The sequence below is a fragment of the Hankyongella ginsenosidimutans genome, assembly GCF_005144965.1.
In the GTDB taxonomy this organism is placed as follows: domain Bacteria; phylum Pseudomonadota; class Alphaproteobacteria; order Sphingomonadales; family Sphingomonadaceae; genus Hankyongella; species Hankyongella ginsenosidimutans.
In genome coordinates, this window is record NZ_CP039704.1 from 2037215 (window position 1) to 2056620 (window position 19406).

The window sequence follows — 19406 nt, forward strand, 5'->3', positions numbered from 1 at the left end:
ACCATGACCCTGCACCCGAAGGTCGCCGAAGTCACGCAGCGCATCGCCACGCGCAGCAAAGACAGCCGCGCCGCTTATCTGGCGCGGATGGCGCGGCAACGCGAAGGTGGCGTCAACCGCGCAACCCTGTCCTGCGGGAACCTCGCGCACGGCTTCGCCGCCATGGAAGCCGACAAGGACAACATCAAGAATATCCGTGGTCCGAACATCGGCATCGTCACCGCCTACAACGACATGTTGTCCGCGCACCAGCCGTTCGCGCGCTACCCGGAGATCATCAAGGTCGCGCTGCGCGAGGTCGGGGCGACCGGGCAGGTCGCCGGCGGCGTGCCGGCCATGTGCGACGGCGTGACCCAGGGGCAGGCGGGGATGGAGCTTTCCTGTTCAGCCGGGACGTGATCGCCATGAGCACCGCGATCGCACTCAGCCACGCCATGTTCGACGGCGCTTTGTGCCTGGGCGTCTGCGACAAGATTGTCCCTGGTCTGCTGATCGGGGCGCTGAGTTTCGGGCATCTGCCGGTGGTGTTCGTGCCCGCCGGGCCGATGCCGTCCGGCCTCGCCAACAAGGAGAAGGCGCGCGTCCGCCAGCTCTATGCCGAAGGCAAGGCGAGCCGCGACGATCTGCTGGAAGCGGAAAGCCAGTCCTACCACAGCCCTGGCACCTGCACCTTCTATGGCACCGCCAACTCCAACCAGATGATGATGGAGATGATGGGCCTGCACGTGCCCGGCAGCGCCTTCGTCAACCCGAACACGCCGCTGCGCGACCGGTTGACGCGTCATGCGGCGCAGCAGGTGGCGCGCATCACCGACAAGGGGCAGAGCTATCGTCCGCTGGCCGAGACCCTCGACGAGAAGGCGATCGTCAATGCCGTGGTCGGCCTGCTGGCGACGGGGGCTCCACCAACCATGCGCTGCACCTGCCGGCCATCGCCCGCGCTGCCGGCATCCTGCTGACCTGGGACGACATGGATGCGCTCTCGGGCGTCGTGCCGCTGCTCTGTCACATCTATCCGAACGGGCAGGCCGACGTGAACCACTTCCACGCCGCCGGCGGGCTGGGGTTTGTGGTCCGCGAGCTGTTGGACGCCGGGCTGCTGCACCCGGATATCCTGACGGTCAACGGTACCGACCTCGCCGCCTATGCCGCAGAACCCCGACTCCTGGATGGCCAGCTGGCATGGATGGACGCGCCTGAAGTGTCGCTCGACGATAGCATCGTCCGTCCGGTCGCCCGCCCGTTCCGGCCGGATGGCGGGATGCGGCTGGTCCAGGGCAATCTGGGACGCGGCACCATCAAGACCTCGGCAGTCGAGGAAAGCCGCTGGACCATCGAAGCGCCGGCCCGCATCTTCCATTCTCAGGAAGACGTCCAGGCCGCCTTCAAGGCCGGCGAACTGGACCGCGATGTGGTGGTGGTCGTGCGCTTTCAGGGGCCGCGGGCGACCGGCATGCCGGAACTGCACAAGCTGACGCCGCCGCTTGGCGTGCTGCAGGATCGCGGCTTCAAGGTGGCGCTGGTGACTGACGGGCGGATGTCCGGCGCGTCCGGCAAGGTTCCGGCGGCCATTCATGTGTCGCCGGAAGCGCTGGGCGGCGGACCGCTGGCAAAACTGCGCGATGGCGACGTGGTGCGCGTCTGCGCCCGTACCGGTGCACTGGAGGCGCTGGTCGACGCAGCGGAGTGGGCGGCGCGGGATGCAGCGACGGCGGCGCTTGAAGACTATCACGAAGGCATGGGGCGCGAGCTCTTCGCGATGATGCGGATCCATGCTGGCCCGGCAGAGACGGGTGGGTCCGCCATGCTTGACGCTATGGGGGCGGAATGAAACAGGCGATTGTCGGGGATATCGGCGGAACGCACGCGCGCTTTGCGCTTGCTGCGTGCAGCGGCGACGGCGGTTTGACGCTCAGCCATACCGCCAAGCTGAAAACGGCCGATCACACAACCCTGGAGGCAGCCTACCGGGAATATGCGGCCAGTCTGCCGGTTGCAGCGCCGCGCCGGGCGGTGATCGCCGTGGCGACCGCTGTCGGGCAGGATGAAATCCGCTTCACCAACAACCCCTGGACCTTCCGCCGTACCCAGATCGCGCAGAATCTCGGGCTGGAGCGTGTCGATATCCTCAACGATTTCGGTGCGATCGCCCGCAGCATTCCCTACGTCGGGTCGGAGCATCTGGTCGCGGTGCGCGACACCGGTCAGCCGCTGCCCGAAAAGGCGTCATCAGCGTCGTCGGGCCTGGCACCGGCCTTGGCGTCGCCATGCTGGTGCGCCAGGGCGACCGCGACACCGTGATCGAAACCGAGGGCGGCCACATCGGCTTCGCCCCGTTTGACCGCGTCGAGCAGGAAATCGCCCGCCGCCTGCTTGGCAGATTCCTGCGTGTATCCGTCGAGCGTCTGGTCTCGGGGCCAGGGTTTCTGATGGTTTATGAGGGCCTGGCGGCCATCGAAGGGCACGCCATCGTCCCTGTCGACGACCGGACGCTCTGGACCAAGGCGATCGATGGCAGCGACACGTTCGCCCGGGCAGCGCTCGAGCGGTTTTGCGCCATGCTTGGCTCCGCGCTTGGTGACTATGCGCTGGCGCAAGGGGCGCAGGGCGTGGTGATCGCCGGCGGTCTGGTGCCACGCTTCATCGACGTGCTGAAAGCATCGCCGTTCCTGTCCCGCTTTCAGGCGAAGGGACGGTTCGAGACCATGATGCAGACCATCCCGATCTTCGTTTGCACCCACCCCGAGCCGGGCCTGCTGGGTGCTGCAACCAGTCTGCTGGAAGGACACGACCATGCTTGATCTTGCGCAGTTGCTGACCCGGGCGCACGTGCTGCCGGTGCTCACCGTCGACCGCGTCGAGGACGCGCTGCCGTTGACGCAGGCGCTGATCGACGGCGGCCTGACGGCAATCGAGGTGACCTTGCGCACGCCGGTGGCGCTGGAGGCGATCCGGATCATTCGTAACGCGGCCCTGCCGATCGCCGTCGGCGCCGGCACGGTGCAGACGGGGCTGACCTGCGAGCGGCGGCCGACGCTGGTGCGGTGTTCGCCGTCAGTCCCGGCGCGACGCCGGAACTGCTCGCCGCTGGCCGTGCGGACGGCGCCATTCCGCTGATTCCCGGCGTTGCGACTGCCTCCGACGTGATGGCAGCCAAGCTCGCCGGCTATTCGGTGCTCAAATTCTTCCCCGCCGAGGCGATGGGCGGCGTCGCCACCCTGAAGGGCTTTGCCGGGCCATTCGGCGACATCCGCTTCTGCCCGACCGGCGGCATCGACGCAGCGAAAGCGCCGAGCTACCGGGCCTTGCCGAATGTGCTGTGCGTCGGCGGCTCCTGGATGGTGCCGGGCGATGCAATCAAGACCGGCGACTGGGCGCGCATCACTGATCTCACCCGGGCGGCGCTTGCTTGAACCCGCAGTCTGGCCCGCTTGCTGAGCACCCGGACGGTCTGCTGCCGGTCCTGAATATCCTGCCTTATCCTTGTGCGATCGAGGAGGGGCTGGCGCTTGACCAGCGGCTGCTGAACGAGGTGGCCGCAACCGGGGCCGGCGCGTCGGGCTTTGGTCGAGCAATCCTGCCCTGGTGGTCAGCCGTCGGGATACCCGGCTGCCTGGCTTTGCCGAGGGTGCCGCCTGGGTTGAAAGCACCTATGGACTGCCAGTCGTCATGCGCGCAACCGGCGGCACCGCCGTGCTGCAGGGGCCGGACGTTCTTACCTTGTCGCTGGCGTTCGAGCCGGAGACGCAGGACATCAATGCGGCATACGGCGAACTGCTTGCCGTCATCGCGGCCGCTGTCGCACCGTTCGCCACTGAACCGGCGCTGGCCGCTGTTCCGGGAGCCTATTGCGACGGTGCGCACAATATCGTCGCCGCTGGCCGCAAGCTGGCCGGTACGGCCCAGCGCCGTCGGCGCGGCGCACGCCCGGCCGTGCTCGTGCACGCGGTGGTCTCGATGTTCGACGATCTTGTCCGCTCGACCGACATCATCAACGGCTTTACGCTGCTGCTGGCGCGCCGAGCGCCTACACGGCCGATGCCTGCATCAATTTGCAGGATGCGGCCTATGCGCGTGGGCAGGTGATCGACAGCCACAGCCTCAATGTCCAGGCGCGCCAGAGCTTCGCGCTTGCAGCGCTGGACTGGATCTGGGCGGGAGAGTCAGGCGAGGGCGGTTGAGCGGCGGAACAGGTCCGCAGGGGTCAGTTCCAGCTGCTCGATCCGGCGCAACAGATCGGGCCATTCCTCCCGCAGGAAAGCCTCGCGCTCGGCGGCGAGCAGGCGTGCCCGCGCGTCGTCGGTCACGAACATGCCGAGGCCACGACGCGCCTCGACGAAACCGTCGGCCTGCAGATCCTGATAAGCCTTCGAGACCGTCAGCGGGTTCACCTGCAACTTGCCGGCCAGCGTGCGCACGGAAGGCAAGGGCTTGCTTTGATCCACAAGCCCGTCAAGGATCATGGTGACGATGTAACTGCGGATCTGTCGGTAGATCGGCTGATGCTCGCGCCAGATTGGTGTCATGCCATCCTCATTGCCTGTTGCGGCCCGGGCGGATGTCGGCTTTGATGCCGCATTCGGCAGCAAACACTGCTTTGCTGCGATAGAGACGTAATACATCTTATGCAGAAGGCAAGTTTTCCGCGACAAGCTGGGCCGCTCTGCCGCTGAAGGGTTCTCGAATGCGCAAAGCCATCGCTCTAAGTGCTGTGATTTGTCTGAATATTGCGGCAGGCTCGGCGTCTGCCCAGCCGGCTGGCCGGGACTCGGCGCTGGAGGCCTGCGTCGGCATCGCCTCCGACAAGGATCGCCTGACCTGCTATGATACCGCCATGGGCCGGGCGCAGCAGGGCGCAGCGACATCCGACTTGCCGGCCCAGAAGCCCACGGTGACTCCGGAGGAAGCCTTTGGCTCGGAAAGCCTGCGCCGACCTAAGGAAGTCCGTGAAGCCGAGCAGTCGCAGACCCTGGACGCAACGATCGAGGAAATCCTGACCGCTGCCCGTGGGGAACTGGTGCTGATCCTGAATAATGGCCAGATCTGGCGTCAGAACGAGGCGACTTCCCTGCCGCCGTTGAAGGTCGGCGATCCGGTCGTCATCAAGCGCGGCCTGATCGGCAGCTACCGCATGACCCTGAAGAAGCAGCACCGGACGATCAACGTGCGCCGAATCAAGTAGCCGCCCAGTACGACACCACGGCGGCGCGGTCTGGCCGCGGGCGTTCCTCGAGCGGCTTGTCGCAGGATCCGAAGAACAGGAAGCCGGCAACGCGCGCTGGTGGCGCTGCGCCCAGCAGGGTGAGAACGCCCGGCGAATAGGCCGGCCAGCCGGTCAGCCAGTTGCCGAGAAAGCCAAGCGCATGCCCGGCCAGCAGCAGGTTCTGGCACAGCGCGCCGGCGGAAAGCTCCTGCTCCCAGACCGGAATGTGGCTGGATGGATTGGGTGTGCTGAGGACTGCAAGCAGCGTCGGCGCTGCTGCGCGAAATCCTGCATGGCCTGCAGCTCCAGGCGGCCTGCATCGGGCTTTTCCGCCGAATAGGCGGCAACCAGGCCTTGCGCGAACGCCTGGCGTTCGGCCTGCGGGATGATGACGATCCGCCAGGGTGCCAGCTTGCCGTGATCGGGGACACGGGTCGCCAGCCGCAGCATGACGTCGAGCTGCTCTGCATCCGGGCCGGGGCGATCAGGTCGCGCGCCTTGCCGGAACGGCGGGAGGCGAAGCTCAAGCGGGGTCGCGTGGCGATTGAAGGGTTCTGCGGGCAGGTCGAGCATTCCGGTCTCCAGTTTGTCGCAGGTGGGGAACTGACACCTTGCGGTCAAGTTGCGCCGCGCATTGTCGTTATGGGCTTCACATGTGCGGCTTTGTCGCTAGTCTGAACGAATATGGCGCGACAGGGCAACTTCTGTCCGCGCGCCGCAAGAACGAGAAGCTAAGCCCGGCATCGGCGGGCAGGGAGTGCGTTTATGTCGGAAGTCCAGGTCGCGCCCGACGCGGCCAAGCCCAACCATTACGGCGAAAAACTCTGGTTCGGGCATCCGCCGCAGCTGGCCTGGCTGTTCTCGACCGAACTGTGGGAGCGTTTCGGCTACTATGGCATGCGGGCGCTGCTGGCGATCTATCTGGCTGGCTGGTTCTTTTCGACGATGCGACAGTCGGTGGTCTGTACGGGGCTTTCGCGAGCCTGGTGTATCTGACGCCGCTGTTCGGCGGCATGATCGCGGATCGGGTGCTGGGGTCGAAGTTCTCGGTCAAGATCGGCGCGATCTTGATGGCGCTTGGCTACACCGGGCTGGCGCTTGGCGGCCAGCAGGCCAAGCCGACATTCGAGTACCAGAACCAGACCTACGCCGTGCAGGTGATTGAGTCTGGCAAGGACAGGCAGCAGCAGGTGATCGCGCCTGGCGGTGCCTACACGATCCGCGGCAACGAGGATGGCAGCCTGACCCTGGAAGGCGCGACCGGCGCCGACCTGCCGGCGTCGCTGCCCAAGGGTAGCTATAAATTCGGGGCGGAACGCGATCCCGTCTCGGTCGCGCTGCTGCTGCTGTCGCTCTCGCTGGTCATCGTCGGCAACGGCCTGTTCAAGCCGAACATCTCGACCATGGTCGGCAGCCTCTACACGCAAGGGGATCGCCGACGCGACTCCGGCTTCACGATCTTCTATCTCGGCATCAACCTGGGTTCGGTCTTCAGCCAGGCGATCGCGCCAGTCCTTGCCGTCGCCCTGGGCTGGTGGGCCGGCTTTGGCCTGGTCGCCGTCGGCATGACGATATCATGGCTGATGATGCACTTCGACGGTGGGCGACTGACGGGCTACGGCGAGCCGCCCGAGGGTATCGCACACAAGACGAAGCTGCTCATCTACGTAGCGATTCTTGTCGCCATCCCGGTTGCCTGGCTGTTGTTGGACAACACAGTCCTGACCGCTGCCGCCGCCCAGGCGGCCGCCAAGGCAGGCGACGGGGTGTTCGGCTATCTGGCCAGCCTGCCGATACTCGGCAAAGCCATGATCTTCGCGTTCGTGATATCGATCATCGGCATTCCGCTCTGGGCGTTGCGCGCTGGCAGCAGGGACCAGTTCGAGAAAATGCTGGCGGCCATCATCCTTGTCGTCTTCTCGGTGGTGTTCTGGACGCTGTTCGAGCTGGCGGGTTCGGCGCTGACCCTGTTCGCCGAGCGCTCGACCGACCGGCATCTGATCGGCGGCTACGAGATGCCGGGTGGCCAGGTGCAGATCTTCAACCCGATCTTTATCGTAATGCTGGCACCGGTGTTTGCAGCGCTCTGGCTGAAACTGGGGCGAAGGGGCGCGAGCCGTCCATCCCGGTCAAATTCGCCATCGGCCTGATCCTGGTTGGGGCGGGCTATCTGGTGGTGGTGCTTGGCAGCCAGTTCGCCGACAGTCAGTTCAGGGTCGCGCTCATCTGGGTCGCCCTGCTGTACCTCCTGCACTCGGTCGGGGAACTCTGCCTGTCGCCGGTTGGTCTCTCCATGATCACCAAGCTCTCGATGGCGAAAGTCGTCGGCCTGATGATGGGCACCTGGTTCCTGGGCATTTCGATGGCCCAGTATGTCGGCGGCATCATCACCCAATTCGCCAGCGTCGAAACAGTCGGCGGCGCGGTCACCAACCCGAAGGTGGCGCTGGAGACCTATGTCGGCGTGTTCCAGACCATCGGATCGACCGCGGTCATCTTCGGTGTGCTGTTGCTGCTGGTCTCACCGCTGATCAAACGCATCATGCACGGAGTTCAATAATGAGGAGAGGCAGGATGAAGAGTCAGGCGCGCTGTATCGCGCGACCGCCATTCTGGCGTTGACGGCCATGCTGGCTGGATGCGCCGGAGCCGGAGAGGCTGGACCGAAAACAGCAGGTGCCGCGCCGGAAAAGCCGGCGCCGGTCAGCTTCAACCGCGATCCCTACCCTTCGACCTACAAGCCCTATCCGGGCCAGCCGACGCTGGTGCGCGGCGTGCACGTCTATGACGGCAAGGGCGGCGACCTGGCGCGCGCCGACGTGCTGTTCGCGGACGGCAAGATCGTCGGTGTCGGCGACAGCCTGCAGGCGCGAACGCCCTGGTGATCGACGGCGCCGGCAAGTGGCTGACACCGGGCGTGATCGACATCCACAGCCACATGGGTGATTATGCCGCCCCGAGCGTCAATGCCCACTCCGATGGGAATGAAGTCACTGGTCCGGTCCGGTCCGAGGTTCAGGCCGAACACGGCATCTGGCCGCAGGACCCGCAGTTCCGCAGGGCGCTGGCCTATGGCGTGACGACGGCGCACATCCTGCCCGGCTCCGCCAACCTGTTCGGCGGGCGCGGCACGACGGTGAAATTGGTGCCGGCGCGCACCATGCAGCAGATGAAGTTCCCCGGTGCGCCCTACAGCCTGAAGATGGCGTGCGGGGAGAACCCGAAGCGCGTCTATGGCAGTCGCAACCAGCCGCCCGGCAGCCGCATGGGCAATCTGGCGGTCAACCGCCAGACCTGGGCCAAGGCGGTTGAATACAAGCGCAAGTGGGACGCCTACGACGCCAAGGTGAAAACGGCAAGGCCGGCGAGAATGATGCGCCTGCCCGCGACCTGCAGATGGAGACGCTGAAGGAAGTGCTGGAGGGCAATATCCTGGTGCAGAACCACTGCTACCGGGCAGACGAAATGGCCGTCGTCCTCGATATGGCCAAGGAGTTCGGCTACAAGGTTTCGGCCTTCCACCACGCGGTCGAGAGCTACAAGATCGCCGACTTGCTGGCCAAAGCCGATGTCTGTTCGGCGATGTGGGCGGACTGGTGGGGCTTCAAGATGGAAGCCTATGACGGCATCCGCGAGAATATTCCCTTCGTCCACAAGGCCGGCGCCTGTGCGATCGTGCACTCGGACGATCCGAGCGGCGTGCAGCGCCTGAACCAGGAGGCCGCCAAGGCGCTCTCCGACGGCAACCGGGTCGGCCTGAACATCAGCAAGGGGACGGCCTGGACCTGGCTGGGGCAGAACCCGGCCAAGGCGCTCGGCATCGCCGACAAGGTCGGCACCCTCGATCCCGGCAAGGAGGCTGACGTCGTTCTGTGGAACGGCGATCCGTTCAGCGTGTATGCGCGACCGGAGAAGGTCTGGATCGACGGCGCGCTGTTGTTCGATGTGAATGATCCGATCCGCCAGCCGGTCAGCGATTTCGATCTCGGCCAGCCGGGTGAGGGAGATGTGAAATGACAAAAGCCCTGTTTTCAATAAGATCGTTGTTCGCCTCGGGTTGGCGACGGCCCTGATGGCCAGTGTTGCAGCCTCAGCGCTGGCGCAGACGATCGCCATCACGAACGCGCAAGTCTACACGGTCGCCAAGCCAGGCGCGATTGCCGGTGGCACGGTGCTGATCCGCGACGGCAGGATCGCCGCTGTCGGGACCGACGTGGCGGTTCCCGCCGACGCCAAGGTGATCGACGCTGGCGGCAAGCCGGTCACGCCCGGCATCTTCGCGCCGTTTGCGCGCGTTGGCATCGTTGAGGTCGATGCGGTTGACGAGACCAACGACGTTGGTGCGCGCGGGTCGGTGGTGCAGGCCGCGATCACGGTGGCGGACGGCTTCAACCCCACCGCGACCAATATTCCGGTCGCGCGGATCGAGGGCGTGACCCGTGCCGTCATCGCACCGGAGGCCACCAAGGATGTGTTCGGCGGCTTCGGTGCGATCGTCAGCCTCGGCAACGGCTTCAACCTCATCATGCGGCGCGAGGCATTCCAGTTTGCCGTGCTCGGCGAGGAAGGCGCGGACCTGGCCGGCGGCTCGCGTGGCGCGGCTTACCGCGTGCTCAGCAATGCGCTGCAGGAAGCCGAAGTCTATGCCGAGAACCGTGCGCGCTACCGCACCAATGGTGGCGACCGCGAAGGCCTGACCAACCATGTCGACGCCGATGCGCTCGGCCCGGTCGTCCGGGGCGCGGTGCCGTTGATGGTCAAGGCCAATTCGGCCGCCGACCTGCTGCAACTGATCCGCCTGAAGCAGGATTTCCCGAAGCTGCGCCTGATCGCGCTGGGCGCTGCGGAAGGCTGGCGGGTCGCGGACCAGCTGGCGGCGGCGAAAATCCCGGTCATCCTCTATGCGCTCGACAACCTGCCGACGCAGTTCGAGACGCTGGCGGCAACCTTCAGCAATGCCGGGCGTCTGCAGAGGGCCGGCATCGTGGTGACGCTCGGCATGCTCGACCGTGCCGCCCACCAGCCGCGCCTGCTGCTGCAGCATGCCGGCAATCTGGTCGGCATCGGCCGCACCCCGGGCGGGTGGGCTTAAGCTGGGACGAAGCGCTGGCCAGCATCACGCTCAATCCCGCCAAGGTCTTCGGCATGGACAAGGAGCTTGGCTCGCTGGAGGTCGGCAAACGTGCGGACGTGGTGGTGTGGGACGGCGATCCGCTGGAGCTGATGTCGGCCCCGACTGCCGTATTCATCGACGGGCAGACGATCCCGCTGGTGTCGCGCCAGACCGAACTGCGCGACCGCTACCTGAATCTGGACGAAAGCACGTTGCCGGTCGGCTACCGCCGGTAACCATGGGCGTGTGACGGTTCAGGCAGGCTGGACCGTCACACGCACGTTCTATTTTCCAGAGATCCGCGCCAGATAGCCGCGCATCTCGGCCCGAACGTCGCCGGCAAGGATGTAGAGGCCGAGAATGTTCGGCACCGCCATCAGGAAAAACAGGCTGTCAACCAGGTCAACTACCTTGCCGAGGTCGAGCACCGAGCCGAGCGGCAGGATCGCGCAGTAAAACACCTTGTAGAAGCCGATGGAAACGCGCGAGCGGCCGAACAGATAGCCCCAGGCCTGCGTGCCGTAATAGCCCCAGGACACCAGGGTCGAATAGGCGAACAGATAGACGGCGACTGCCAGCACGATCGGGAAGCCGGGCGAGACCTGCGCGAAGGCCGCCGAGATAACCCCACACCCGTGACGCCGGGCTGGAGATAGCTGCCGGCGACCACGATCGTCAGCGCCGTGATCGAGCAGACGATGACGGTGTCGATAAACGGCTCCAGCAACGCGACCAGACCTTCGGACGCCGGCTCGGCGGTTTTGGCGGCACTGTGGGCGATGACGGCCGAGCCGATCCCCGCCTCGCTGGAATAGACGGCGCGCCGCATGCCGATCACGAAAGCGCCCAGCGCGCCGCCCGCGACCGCTGTAGGATTGAACGCCTCGGTCACGATGGCGACGAGGGCGCCGGGGATGGCCCCGGCATGGGTTGCGAGCACCAGCAGGCAACCGCCAAGATAGACCACGCACATGGCGGGCACCAGCCTGGAGGTCGTGGCGCCCAGCCAGCGCACGCTGCCAACCACGACGACCGCCACTGTGATCGCCATGATGATCCCGTAGGCCAGCCCGTTGTCGAAGCCGGTCACCGCGCTCACCTGCGCGAACGACTGGTTGACCTGCAGCAGCGGGATCGCGCCGCCAAGTGCGAAAATCGCATAAAGCACGCCAAGCAGCTTACCGGAGCGCGGCAGGCCCCGGCGCGCCAGTCCATGCTCCAGCGTGTACATCGGCCCGCCGGAGACCGTGCCGTCCATGTTGGTCACCCGGTATTTCAGGCCAAGCGTCACCTCGGCGCACTTGAGGCTCATGGCGAACCAGCCGATCACGAACATCCAGAAGGCAGCCCCGGCCCGCCGGTGGTGATCGCCACGCCGACGCCGGCAATGTTGCCAAGCCCCACCGTGCCGCTGAGCGCCGTCGAGAGCGCCTGGAACTGGCTGACTTCGCCGGGGGCGGATTTGTCGCGGAAATCGCCGCGCACGATGCGCAGGGCTAGCGGCAGTTTGGTCAGGTTGAGGAAGCCGAGCCAGGCGGTGAAAAACAGCATCGGCACGGCCAGCCAGAGCACGATGCCCTCGACCTCGACCCCGAACAGGCTGACCTTGGCGAACACGTTGGCGGATAGGGCATCGATCCGTGCCCGAGTGCAGCGACCAGACCATTCATTCGGGGATTGTTCATCCTGTGTGCAGGGTGCAAGAACTAAGGGACATGCTTAAAGGCAGAACGCAGGCCTTGGCTAGAGGCTGCGTCGAGAGTTCAGGAGAACACACTGTATGGGGCGTCGCTATTTCGGGACGGACGGCATCCGTGGCCTCACCAACAAGGCGCCGATGACGGCGGAAATGGCCATGAAGGTCGGCATGGCGGCCGGCGTCAAATTCCTGCGCGGCGCGCACAAACACCGGGTGGTCATCGGCAAGGACACCCGGCTGTCCGGCTACATGATGGAAACCGCGCTCACCGCCGGGTTTACCTCGGTCGGCATGGATGTCGTGCTGGTCGGGCCGATGCCGACGCCGGCGGTGGCGATGCTCACCCGGTCCATGCGCGCCGACCTCGGCGTGATGATCTCGGCCTCCCACAATGCCTTCCACGACAACGGCATCAAGCTGTTCGGCCCTGATGGCTACAAGCTCTCGGATGATGATGAACTCGAGATCGAAAGCCTGCTCGACCAGGATCTGAACGCGCGTCTGGCGACACCGCGCGACATCGGCCGGGCCCGCAAGATCGAGGATGCGCGCGGGCGCTACATCCACTTCGCCAAGTCGACGTTTCCGGACCGGCTGCGGCTGGACGGCCTGAAGATCGTCGTCGACTGCGCGAACGGCGCCGCCTACAACGTGGCCCCGACCGCACTCTGGGAACTGGGCGATGTCGAGGCGATCGGCGTGTCGCCGAACGGGTTCAACATCAACGACAAGGTCGGCTCGACCCATCCGCAGGCGCTGGCCGCCAAGGTGCTGGAGACCGGCGCGCACATGGGCCTTGCGCTGGACGGCGACGCCGACCGGCTGATTATCGTCGACGAGAAGGGCCAGATCGTCGACGGCGATCAGTTGATGGCGCTGATCGCCCGTAGCTGGCAGGGGCAGGATTGCCTGCGTGGCGGCGCGCTGGTCGCAACCGTCATGTCGAACCTGGGGCTTGAACGCTTCGTCGAAGGGCTCGGCTTGCGGCTGCATCGCACCAAGGTCGGCGACCGCTATGTGCTGGAGGCGATGCGCGCGCTCGGCTGCAACGTCGGCGGCGAGCAGTCCGGGCATATCATTCTCAGCGACTATGGGACCACCGGCGACGGGCTGGTCGCCGCCCTGCAGATACTCGCGGCGGTCGTCAGCGAGGGCCGGGCGGTCTCTGAGGTGACCCGCCTGTTCCAGCCGCTGCCGCAGCTCCTGAAGAACGTGCGTTTCGATGGTGGGCAGCCGCTGGACGATCCCGCCGTGCAGGCGGTGATCGCCGATGTCGAGAAGCGCCTGGGCAACAGCGGCCGCGTGGTGATCCGCAAGTCCGGCACCGAGCCACTGATCCGGGTGATGGCGGAGGCTGAGGATGAGGCGACCGTGACCGAGGCGGTCGAGACGATCTGCGCGGCGGTGCAGAAAGCCGCGTGAGCGTTCCCCGCATCCTGATCGTCGCCGGGTCCGACTCCGGCGGTGGCGCCGGCATTCAGGCCGATATCAAGACCGTCACCTTGCTCGGCGGCTTCGCCATGACCGCCGTCACGGCGCTGACTGCCCAGAACAGTCTGGGCGTCCACGGCGTGCATCCGACGCCGCCGGAGTTCGTGCGCGCGCAGATGGCCGCCGTGCTCGATGATTTCGGCGCCGACGCCCTGAAGCTCGGCATGCTTGGCAATGCAGCGGTCATTGATGTCGTGGCGTCAGAAATTGCGGCCCGGTCATCGGGCATACCGCTGGTCGTCGACCCGGTGATGGTGGCCAAAGGCGGTGCGCCGTTGCTTGCCGATGATGCAGTCGCTGCGCTGAAACAGCGCCTGATCGCCCGTGCGACCATCGTCACGCCGAACCTGCCGGAAGCCGAAGCGCTGACCGGCACGCGCGACCCGCTGGCCGCGGCGCAGACACTGCTTGGGCTGGGGGCGCAGGCGGTGCTGGTCAAGGGCGGGCATGGTGCGGGCGAGATGCTCGAAGACTGGCTGGTCACGCGCGCCGGTGCGCAGGTGTTCCGCAACCGCCGCATCGACACGCCGCACACGCACGGAACCGGCTGCACCTTGGCGTCGGCGATTGCAACCGGGCTTGGCGCAGGTAGGGGCATCGACGCCGCCGTCGAACGCGGCATAGCGTTCGTACAGGCAGCCCTGCGCGCCGCGCCGGGCTTTGGTGCCGGGCATGGGCCGCTGGGGTTCAGAACAGATATGTTTCCGGGTTAGGCATCGGCTGACGCTTCTGGGCATTGACCAGTGACAGCACCAGCCGGACCAGAAACCAGATGCCAGCGCCGCCGAGCAGCAAAACCCGATACCGATCAGCATGGTGAACACACCAACGATGATCGCGGCCAGGCCGATCCAGAAACTGCGGATCAGATAGGTGTAATGGGTCGCCTCCCACGGCTCGTGGGGTTCCCCTTCCAGACATAGGCCAGGACCAGCCCGATCAGGCCGCTGAGCCCGGTCAGATAGCTGCCGGCGTACAGCAGCCCGACGATGGTCGGGCGGTTGAGCTCGAAGTTGCCGGTTGGTGTTGCGGACGGACGATTGTCGATTTCGGTCATGCCCTTCTCCTCTGCCGCCATGCTGCACGATTTCGCGCGTGCTGCAAATGATCAGCGGCAATACCGCTGCGCCGCCATGTCGAGGTGGAGGTGGTCCTGGTGGAAACTGTCCGACTCCGGGCCGAGCACCGTGCCGAATATCCGGCAGCCACCGCGGTGCACCTCGCGCAGGAATGCCACCTTTGCACCGTCTTCGCCACGCCAGTCGGCCTTGACGGTGATCGTCCGCCCGTCCGCCAGCACGAAGCTCGGAATGTCGATGGCGTTGGCGCGCGCGTGCTCCGAGCTTTGCGCCGGTCTGGTTGTTGACCGTGCGGCAGGCGTAGCTGCCCCAACTGTTGATCGCGCGCAGGTCGACGCCGAAATGGCGGCGCGCTGCCGGCACGACGATGTCGCGCGCCCACAGGTGCAGTGCAGCGATCATGGGGCAGGTGAGTGGCGTGCTGCCCTGGTTGATCTGCACCACGGTCGCATCGATGCGGCCGGCATTGGTAATCGCACAGCCGCCCGGGCCTTGCCGGTCTGGGAGCGGTGTGACCTTGAGGTCTGGTGCGCCACGCAGCAGGGCCTGGCAGCGCTCGGGCGCTTGCAGCAGGGCTTGCAGTTGCGTCTGGGTACGGTTTGATACGGGGTCGGCCAGGCGCAAGGGCGGCACGGGCGGGGCCGGGTGGATCGCCTGCGGGGCTGGCTTGCCACCGCAGGCCGCAAGCGCACCGATTGCACTGACAGCCAGGATGCGGGATACAGCGGCGTACAGGTGAGGGAGCGTGGCGATGCGTTGGTTCATGGTGTTTCTGGTCTTCATGTCGATGGCGGCGGCCAGGCCCGCCGACGCCTTGCCGCGGCCTGAGGCTTTGCCATCCGATCCCAAGGGCGATGTGGTTGCGATCAACTTTGCTCCCGGCGACGCACCCGTTCGATACACCTTCGAGACCGAGAATGAGAAGAACCAGCGGGGCGTTTTTCGCGCTATGCCGTCAAAAGCGTCGACGAGGTGCGGTTCACGCCGGCGGATACGGGCGGGCTTTTTCCGTCGATTGGCGCACCGTGGAGTTTCGGGTCGAGGCGCCGGCGCCGCTGAACCTGATGCTGGAGTCGACCTATCAGGCGCTTGCCGCCGTGCCGCTGATCTACCAGGCGAGCCGGAACGGGGTCCCGATGGCGCTCGACGACCTGTCAGCGATGCGCACCGCCATCGCAGAGTCCTTCAAGACCTTGCGCGCCACGGTTGTGACGCCGGACTTTTCGTCAAGCTTGGCAATCCCAAACCGGGCAAGGCCGAGGTCAAGGCGTTCGGCCAATTGTTCGACGCCGCTCTGGAGCCGTTCCTGAATGTCGAGGATACTGCGCTCAGCGAGCAGTTGCTGGAGACCCCGACCATGATGTTCGGACTGGGCGGCGCTTCACTGGCGATGCGGCAGCCCATCCCGGTCAGTGGCGTGGTCAGCGCGCCATGGGGTACACCGCTCCGGGTGAGCGGCACGGTCGAGGCGACCTATTTCGACCGCCCCAAAACCAGTTGACCATCGTCACCGCCGCCAGCGTCGACCCGGAGAGCCTGAAGGCCGCGGTCGAACAATATTTCGAATCGCTCAGGACAAGCTGCCGCCCGAGGCGGTCGACCAGGCCAAGGCACAGGTCGATCAGTTCCTCGCTGAAGGTGACGGAACGCGCCGAGCTGGTGCTCGATGTCGCCACGGGCATCCCGGATCGCTTGTCCTATGAAAAACGACGGAAATCAACGGTGAGACCCAGACCGAGCGCCGCACCGTGCGTCGGCAATAATCCTGCCGGCAGCGGGCGGGAAACAGCCCGTTGCCAAATTGTCATTTGACATCAGGCGCAACTTTTCGTCTCTCGCACGTGGGCCACGCTGTCCCAACGCAGCGCGTGCTCTCTGTAAGGAGAGATGACATGACGACCGTGACTTCCGCCGCACCTGCGGCAACCCCGGCTGTTGAGCCGACCACTGCCCCCAAAACCCCTGCTTTTCCTCCGGTCCGTGCGCCAAGCGTCCCGGCTGGTCGGTTGACGCGCTGAAGGACTCGCCGAACGGCCGTTCGCACCGCGCCAAGATCGGCAAGGCAAAGCTCAAGGCCGCGATCGACAAGACACGGGCGATCCTGGGTGTGCCGGCTGACTATCGCATCGGCATCGTGCCCGCGTCCGATACCGGTGCTGTCGAAATGGCGATGTGGTCGCTGCTCGGTGCCCGCCCGGTGACCATGGTCGCCTGGGAGAGCTTCGGCGAAGGCTGGGTGACCGATGTCGTCAAGCAGTTGAAGCTGGCCGACGCCACCGTCGTGACGGCACCCTACGGCGTCTTGCCGGACCTCGCGGCCATCGACACCGATCAGGACGTGGTGTTCACCTGGAACGGCACGACCTCCGGTGTGCGCGCACCGAACGGCGACTGGATCAAGGCGGACCGTCAGGGCCTGACGATCTGCGATGCGACCTCGGCCGCCTTCGCCGTCGACCTGCCGTGGGACAAGCTCGATGTCGTCACCTATTCCTGGCAGAAGGTGCTGGGCGGGGAGGCGGCGCATGGCATGCTGATCCTCAGCCCGCGCGCGGTCGAACGGCTGGAGACCTACAAGCCGGCCTGGCCGCTGCCGAAGATCTTCCGCCTGACCAAGGGCGGCAAACTGATCGAGGGCATCTTCCAGGGCGAGACGATCAACACGCCGTCGATGCTGTGCGTCGAGGATTACCTCGATGCGCTGGACTGGGCTGATGGGCTTGGCGGCCTCCCGGCGCTGATCCGGCGCTCCGAGGCGAATGCCGCCGCGCTGCAAACCTGGGTCGACCAGCGCGACTGGATTGCCAATCTGGCCGATGTGCCGGAGACCCGCTCCAACACCAGCGTCTGCCTGAAGATCGTCGCGCCATGGTTCGCTGCTCGCCCCGGACCAGCAGGCGGAGGTGCCGAAGAAAATCGCCGCCCTGCTGGAGAAGCGCGGCGTCGCCTTCGACATCAACGGCTACCGCGACGCGCCGCCGGGCCTGCGCATCTGGTGCGGGGCAACGGTCGAGACCGCCGATGTCGTAGCGCTGACCGACTGGCTCGACTGGGCTTATGCCCAGGTCAAGGCCGAGTTCGGCGCGTAGCCGCGTTGTGAGTCCCATCCTGCAACAGTGAGCCCTTCCTCCCTGTCACTCGGCATCTCGCGGCATCCCTGCACAAGCGGGATGACCGGTGAAGCGCCGGCCATGTCCGGGCAAGCGGCTTAAAATGGAGTATAAACAATGGTTAAGGTTCTGATTTCCGACAAGATGTCCCCGCTTGCCGCCCAGACGCTCAAGCAGCGCGGCATCGAGGTCATCGAAAACTACGACATCCACAAGGACAAGGATGCGTTCATCGCCCTGCTGCGCGAGGTGGACGGTGTCGCGATCCGCTCGGCGACCAAGATCACCAGGCCGATCATCGAGGCGATGACCGGCGGCACCCTGAAAGTCATCGGCCGCGCCGGTATCGGCGTCGACAACGTCGATATTCCGGCCGCGACCGCACAGGGCATCGTGGTGATGAACACCCCGTTCGGCAACTCGATCACCACGGCCGAGCACGCGATCGCCCTGATGTTCGCGCTCGCCCGCGAACTGCCGGCCGCCGATACCTCGACCCGCGCCGGCAAGTGGGAGAAGAACCGCTTCATGGGCGTCGAGATGACCGGCAAGACGCTGGGCGTGATCGGTTGCGGCAACATTGGCTCGATCGTCGCCGAGCGCGCCCATGGCCTGAAGATGAAGGTCGTCGCCTTCGATCCGTTCCTGACGCCCGAGCGAGCGCTGGAGCTTGGGGTCGACAAGGTGACGCTTGATGAATTGCTGGCCCGCGCTGACTTCATCAGCCTGCATACGCCGCTGACCGAGTCGACCCGCAACATCCTCTCGGCGGAAAACCTCGCCAAGACCAAGAAGGGTGTGCGCATCGTCAACTGCGCGCGCGGCGGCCTGATCGACGAGGCGGCGCTCTACGCGCTGCTGAAGAGCGGCCACGTCGCGGGTGCTGCGCTCGATGTGTTCGTCGAGGAGCCGGCCACAGCCAGCCCGCTGTTCGAGCTGCCGAACTTCATCTGCACGCCGCACCTTGGTGCCTCGACCACCGAGGCGCAGGTCAACGTGGCGTTGCAGGTCGCCGACCAGATCGCGGAATATCTGACGACCGGGGCGTCTCGAACGCGCTCAACCTGCCGTCGCTGACGCCGGAGGAAGCGCCCAAGCTCAAGCCCTACATGGCGCTGGCCGAAAAGCTCGGCCTGCTTGCCGGGCAATTGGCGGGTGACGGCATCCAGGCGGTCACGGTCGAATATGAAGGGGCGATCGCCGAGCTCAACACCAAGCCGGTGACTGCGGGCGTGCTGGCCGGGCTGTTCAAGCCGCATTCGGACACGGTGAACATGGTCAATGCACCGGCCATCGCCAAGGACCGCAACATCGATGTCGCGGATGTGCGCCACGAACGCGATTCGGACTATCACACCCTGGTCCGTCTGACCGTGAAGACGCCGTCCGGCGACAAGACGGTGGCTGGAACCCTGTTCGGCAATCGCGAACCGCGCCTCATCGAGCTGGAAGGCATCAAGGTCGAGGCCGATCTGGACGGGAACATGCTCTACGTGGTCAATGACGACAAGCCGGGCTTCATCGGCCGGCTCGGTACGGCACTTGGCGAGGCGAACGTCAACATCGGCACCTTCCACCTCGGCCGCCGCACCGAGGGCGGCGAGGCCGTGCTGCTTCTGTCGCTGGACAGCGGCATGCCGGAATGGCTGATTGCGCAAGTCGCCGAACTGCCGCATGTGCGTCAGGCGAAAGCCTTGTCGTTTTAGGAAGA

Annotated in this window: 15 protein-coding genes and 9 pseudogenes; 19 read left to right on the forward strand and 5 right to left on the reverse strand. The window is 65.7% G+C overall.

Annotation, left to right across the window (positions count from 1 at the left end):
• Window positions 1–3 precede the first annotated feature (3 nt).
• The 6 genes and pseudogenes from edd to E6W36_RS11965 all read left to right on the forward strand — a co-directional run.
• Window positions 4–1831: pseudogene (gene edd, locus E6W36_RS11950) on the forward strand (phosphogluconate dehydratase).
• A complete protein-coding gene (locus tag E6W36_RS20825) occupies window positions 1828–2301 on the forward strand; it encodes a glucokinase (RefSeq protein ID WP_281277319.1) in 474 nt (157 codons plus the stop codon). Before edd ends, E6W36_RS20825 begins: the two are co-directional and overlap by 4 nt.
• Complete coding sequence (locus E6W36_RS20830; RefSeq protein WP_281277320.1) at window positions 2268–2801, forward strand: glucokinase; 534 nt, start codon at window positions 2268–2270, stop codon at window positions 2799–2801. The genes E6W36_RS20825 and E6W36_RS20830 overlap by 34 nt, the downstream gene beginning before the upstream one ends.
• Window positions 2794–3117, forward strand: a complete 324-nt coding sequence (locus E6W36_RS20835; RefSeq protein WP_281277321.1) for a beta/alpha barrel domain-containing protein — start codon at window positions 2794–2796, stop codon at window positions 3115–3117. The genes E6W36_RS20830 and E6W36_RS20835 overlap by 8 nt, the downstream gene beginning before the upstream one ends.
• On the forward strand, window positions 3045–3413 hold the full coding sequence (locus E6W36_RS20840) for a beta/alpha barrel domain-containing protein (protein WP_281277322.1): 369 nt from the start codon (window positions 3045–3047) through the stop codon (window positions 3411–3413). The genes E6W36_RS20835 and E6W36_RS20840 overlap by 73 nt, the downstream gene beginning before the upstream one ends.
• Before the next feature lie 154 nt (window positions 3414–3567).
• A pseudogene (locus tag E6W36_RS11965) lies at window positions 3568–4086 on the forward strand (lipoyl protein ligase domain-containing protein); the annotation flags it as partial.
• A 77-nt stretch (window positions 4087–4163) separates the two neighbouring features.
• Here E6W36_RS11965 and E6W36_RS11970 read toward each other — a convergent pair.
• Entirely contained in the window at window positions 4164–4526 is a 363-nt protein-coding gene (locus tag E6W36_RS11970; protein WP_246047640.1) for a GntR family transcriptional regulator, read from the reverse strand.
• Between the two features lie 158 nt (window positions 4527–4684).
• On the opposite strand from E6W36_RS11970, the gene E6W36_RS11975 reads away from it, so the two are divergent.
• Complete coding sequence (locus E6W36_RS11975; RefSeq protein WP_222872725.1) at window positions 4685–5182, forward strand: hypothetical protein; 498 nt, start codon at window positions 4685–4687, stop codon at window positions 5180–5182.
• On the opposite strand, the pseudogene E6W36_RS22215 reads toward E6W36_RS11975, so the two are convergent.
• Window positions 5175–5776 (reverse strand): annotated as a pseudogene (locus E6W36_RS22215) (nitroreductase family protein). The gene E6W36_RS11975 and the pseudogene E6W36_RS22215 overlap by 8 nt on opposite strands.
• Before the next feature lie 192 nt (window positions 5777–5968).
• On the opposite strand from E6W36_RS22215, the gene E6W36_RS11985 reads away from it, so the two are divergent.
• The 5 genes and pseudogenes from E6W36_RS11985 to E6W36_RS22220 all read left to right on the forward strand — a co-directional run bounded on the left by E6W36_RS11985 (window position 5969) and on the right by E6W36_RS22220 (window position 10552).
• Window positions 5969–6199: a hypothetical protein gene (locus tag E6W36_RS11985; RefSeq protein WP_222872726.1), complete on the forward strand. Its 231-nt coding sequence runs from the start codon at window positions 5969–5971 to the stop codon at window positions 6197–6199.
• A 74-nt stretch (window positions 6200–6273) separates the two neighbouring features.
• Window positions 6274–7763 (forward strand): annotated as a pseudogene (locus tag E6W36_RS11990) (peptide MFS transporter).
• Window positions 7764–7830: 67 nt separating this feature from the next.
• Window positions 7831–9220: pseudogene (locus E6W36_RS12000) on the forward strand (amidohydrolase).
• 40 nt (window positions 9221–9260) lie between these two features.
• Complete coding sequence (locus E6W36_RS12005) at window positions 9261–10295, forward strand: amidohydrolase family protein (protein ID WP_342776665.1); 1035 nt, start codon at window positions 9261–9263, stop codon at window positions 10293–10295.
• Window positions 10286–10552: an amidohydrolase family protein gene (locus tag E6W36_RS22220; RefSeq protein WP_342776666.1), complete on the forward strand. Its 267-nt coding sequence runs from the start codon at window positions 10286–10288 to the stop codon at window positions 10550–10552. Before E6W36_RS12005 ends, E6W36_RS22220 begins: the two co-directional genes overlap by 10 nt.
• Window positions 10553–10600: 48 nt before the next feature.
• Here E6W36_RS22220 and E6W36_RS12010 read toward each other — a convergent pair.
• Window positions 10601–11954: pseudogene (locus tag E6W36_RS12010) on the reverse strand (alanine/glycine:cation symporter family protein).
• Between the two features lie 142 nt (window positions 11955–12096).
• On the opposite strand from E6W36_RS12010, the gene glmM reads away from it, so the two are divergent.
• Together glmM and thiD are read left to right on the forward strand one after the other, a co-directional pair.
• Window positions 12097–13437: a phosphoglucosamine mutase gene (gene glmM / locus E6W36_RS12015; protein ID WP_222872728.1), complete on the forward strand. Its 1341-nt coding sequence runs from the start codon at window positions 12097–12099 to the stop codon at window positions 13435–13437.
• Window positions 13434–14219, forward strand: a complete 786-nt coding sequence (thiD, locus tag E6W36_RS12020; RefSeq protein WP_222872729.1) for a bifunctional hydroxymethylpyrimidine kinase/phosphomethylpyrimidine kinase — start codon at window positions 13434–13436, stop codon at window positions 14217–14219. Before glmM ends, thiD begins: the two co-directional genes overlap by 4 nt.
• A gap of 152 nt (window positions 14220–14371) precedes the next feature.
• On the opposite strand, the gene E6W36_RS19175 is transcribed toward thiD, so the two are convergent.
• Window positions 14372–14563 (reverse strand): hypothetical protein, encoded by a 192-nt coding sequence (locus tag E6W36_RS19175; protein ID WP_246047644.1) that lies wholly within the window; start codon window positions 14561–14563, stop codon window positions 14372–14374.
• A 51-nt stretch (window positions 14564–14614) separates the two neighbouring features.
• Window positions 14615–15368 (reverse strand): annotated as a pseudogene (locus tag E6W36_RS23520) (extensin-like domain-containing protein).
• A 242-nt stretch (window positions 15369–15610) separates the two neighbouring features.
• On the opposite strand from E6W36_RS23520, the gene E6W36_RS12040 reads away from it, so the two are divergent.
• The 5 genes and pseudogenes from E6W36_RS12040 to serA all read left to right on the forward strand — a co-directional run bounded on the left by E6W36_RS12040 (window position 15611) and on the right by serA (window position 19401).
• A complete protein-coding gene (locus tag E6W36_RS12040) occupies window positions 15611–15895 on the forward strand; it encodes a hypothetical protein (RefSeq protein WP_222872730.1) in 285 nt (94 codons plus the stop codon).
• Window positions 15865–16086, forward strand: coding sequence for a hypothetical protein (locus tag E6W36_RS12045; RefSeq protein WP_222872731.1), 222 nt, complete (start codon window positions 15865–15867; stop codon window positions 16084–16086). Before E6W36_RS12040 ends, E6W36_RS12045 begins: the two co-directional genes overlap by 31 nt.
• Entirely contained in the window at window positions 16083–16397 is a 315-nt protein-coding gene (locus E6W36_RS12050) for a hypothetical protein (protein WP_222872732.1), read from the forward strand. Before E6W36_RS12045 ends, E6W36_RS12050 begins: the two co-directional genes overlap by 4 nt.
• A gap of 80 nt (window positions 16398–16477) precedes the next feature.
• Window positions 16478–17674 (forward strand): annotated as a pseudogene (locus E6W36_RS12055) (phosphoserine transaminase).
• A gap of 138 nt (window positions 17675–17812) precedes the next feature.
• A pseudogene (serA, locus tag E6W36_RS12060) lies at window positions 17813–19401 on the forward strand (phosphoglycerate dehydrogenase).
• Window positions 19402–19406 lie beyond the last annotated feature (5 nt).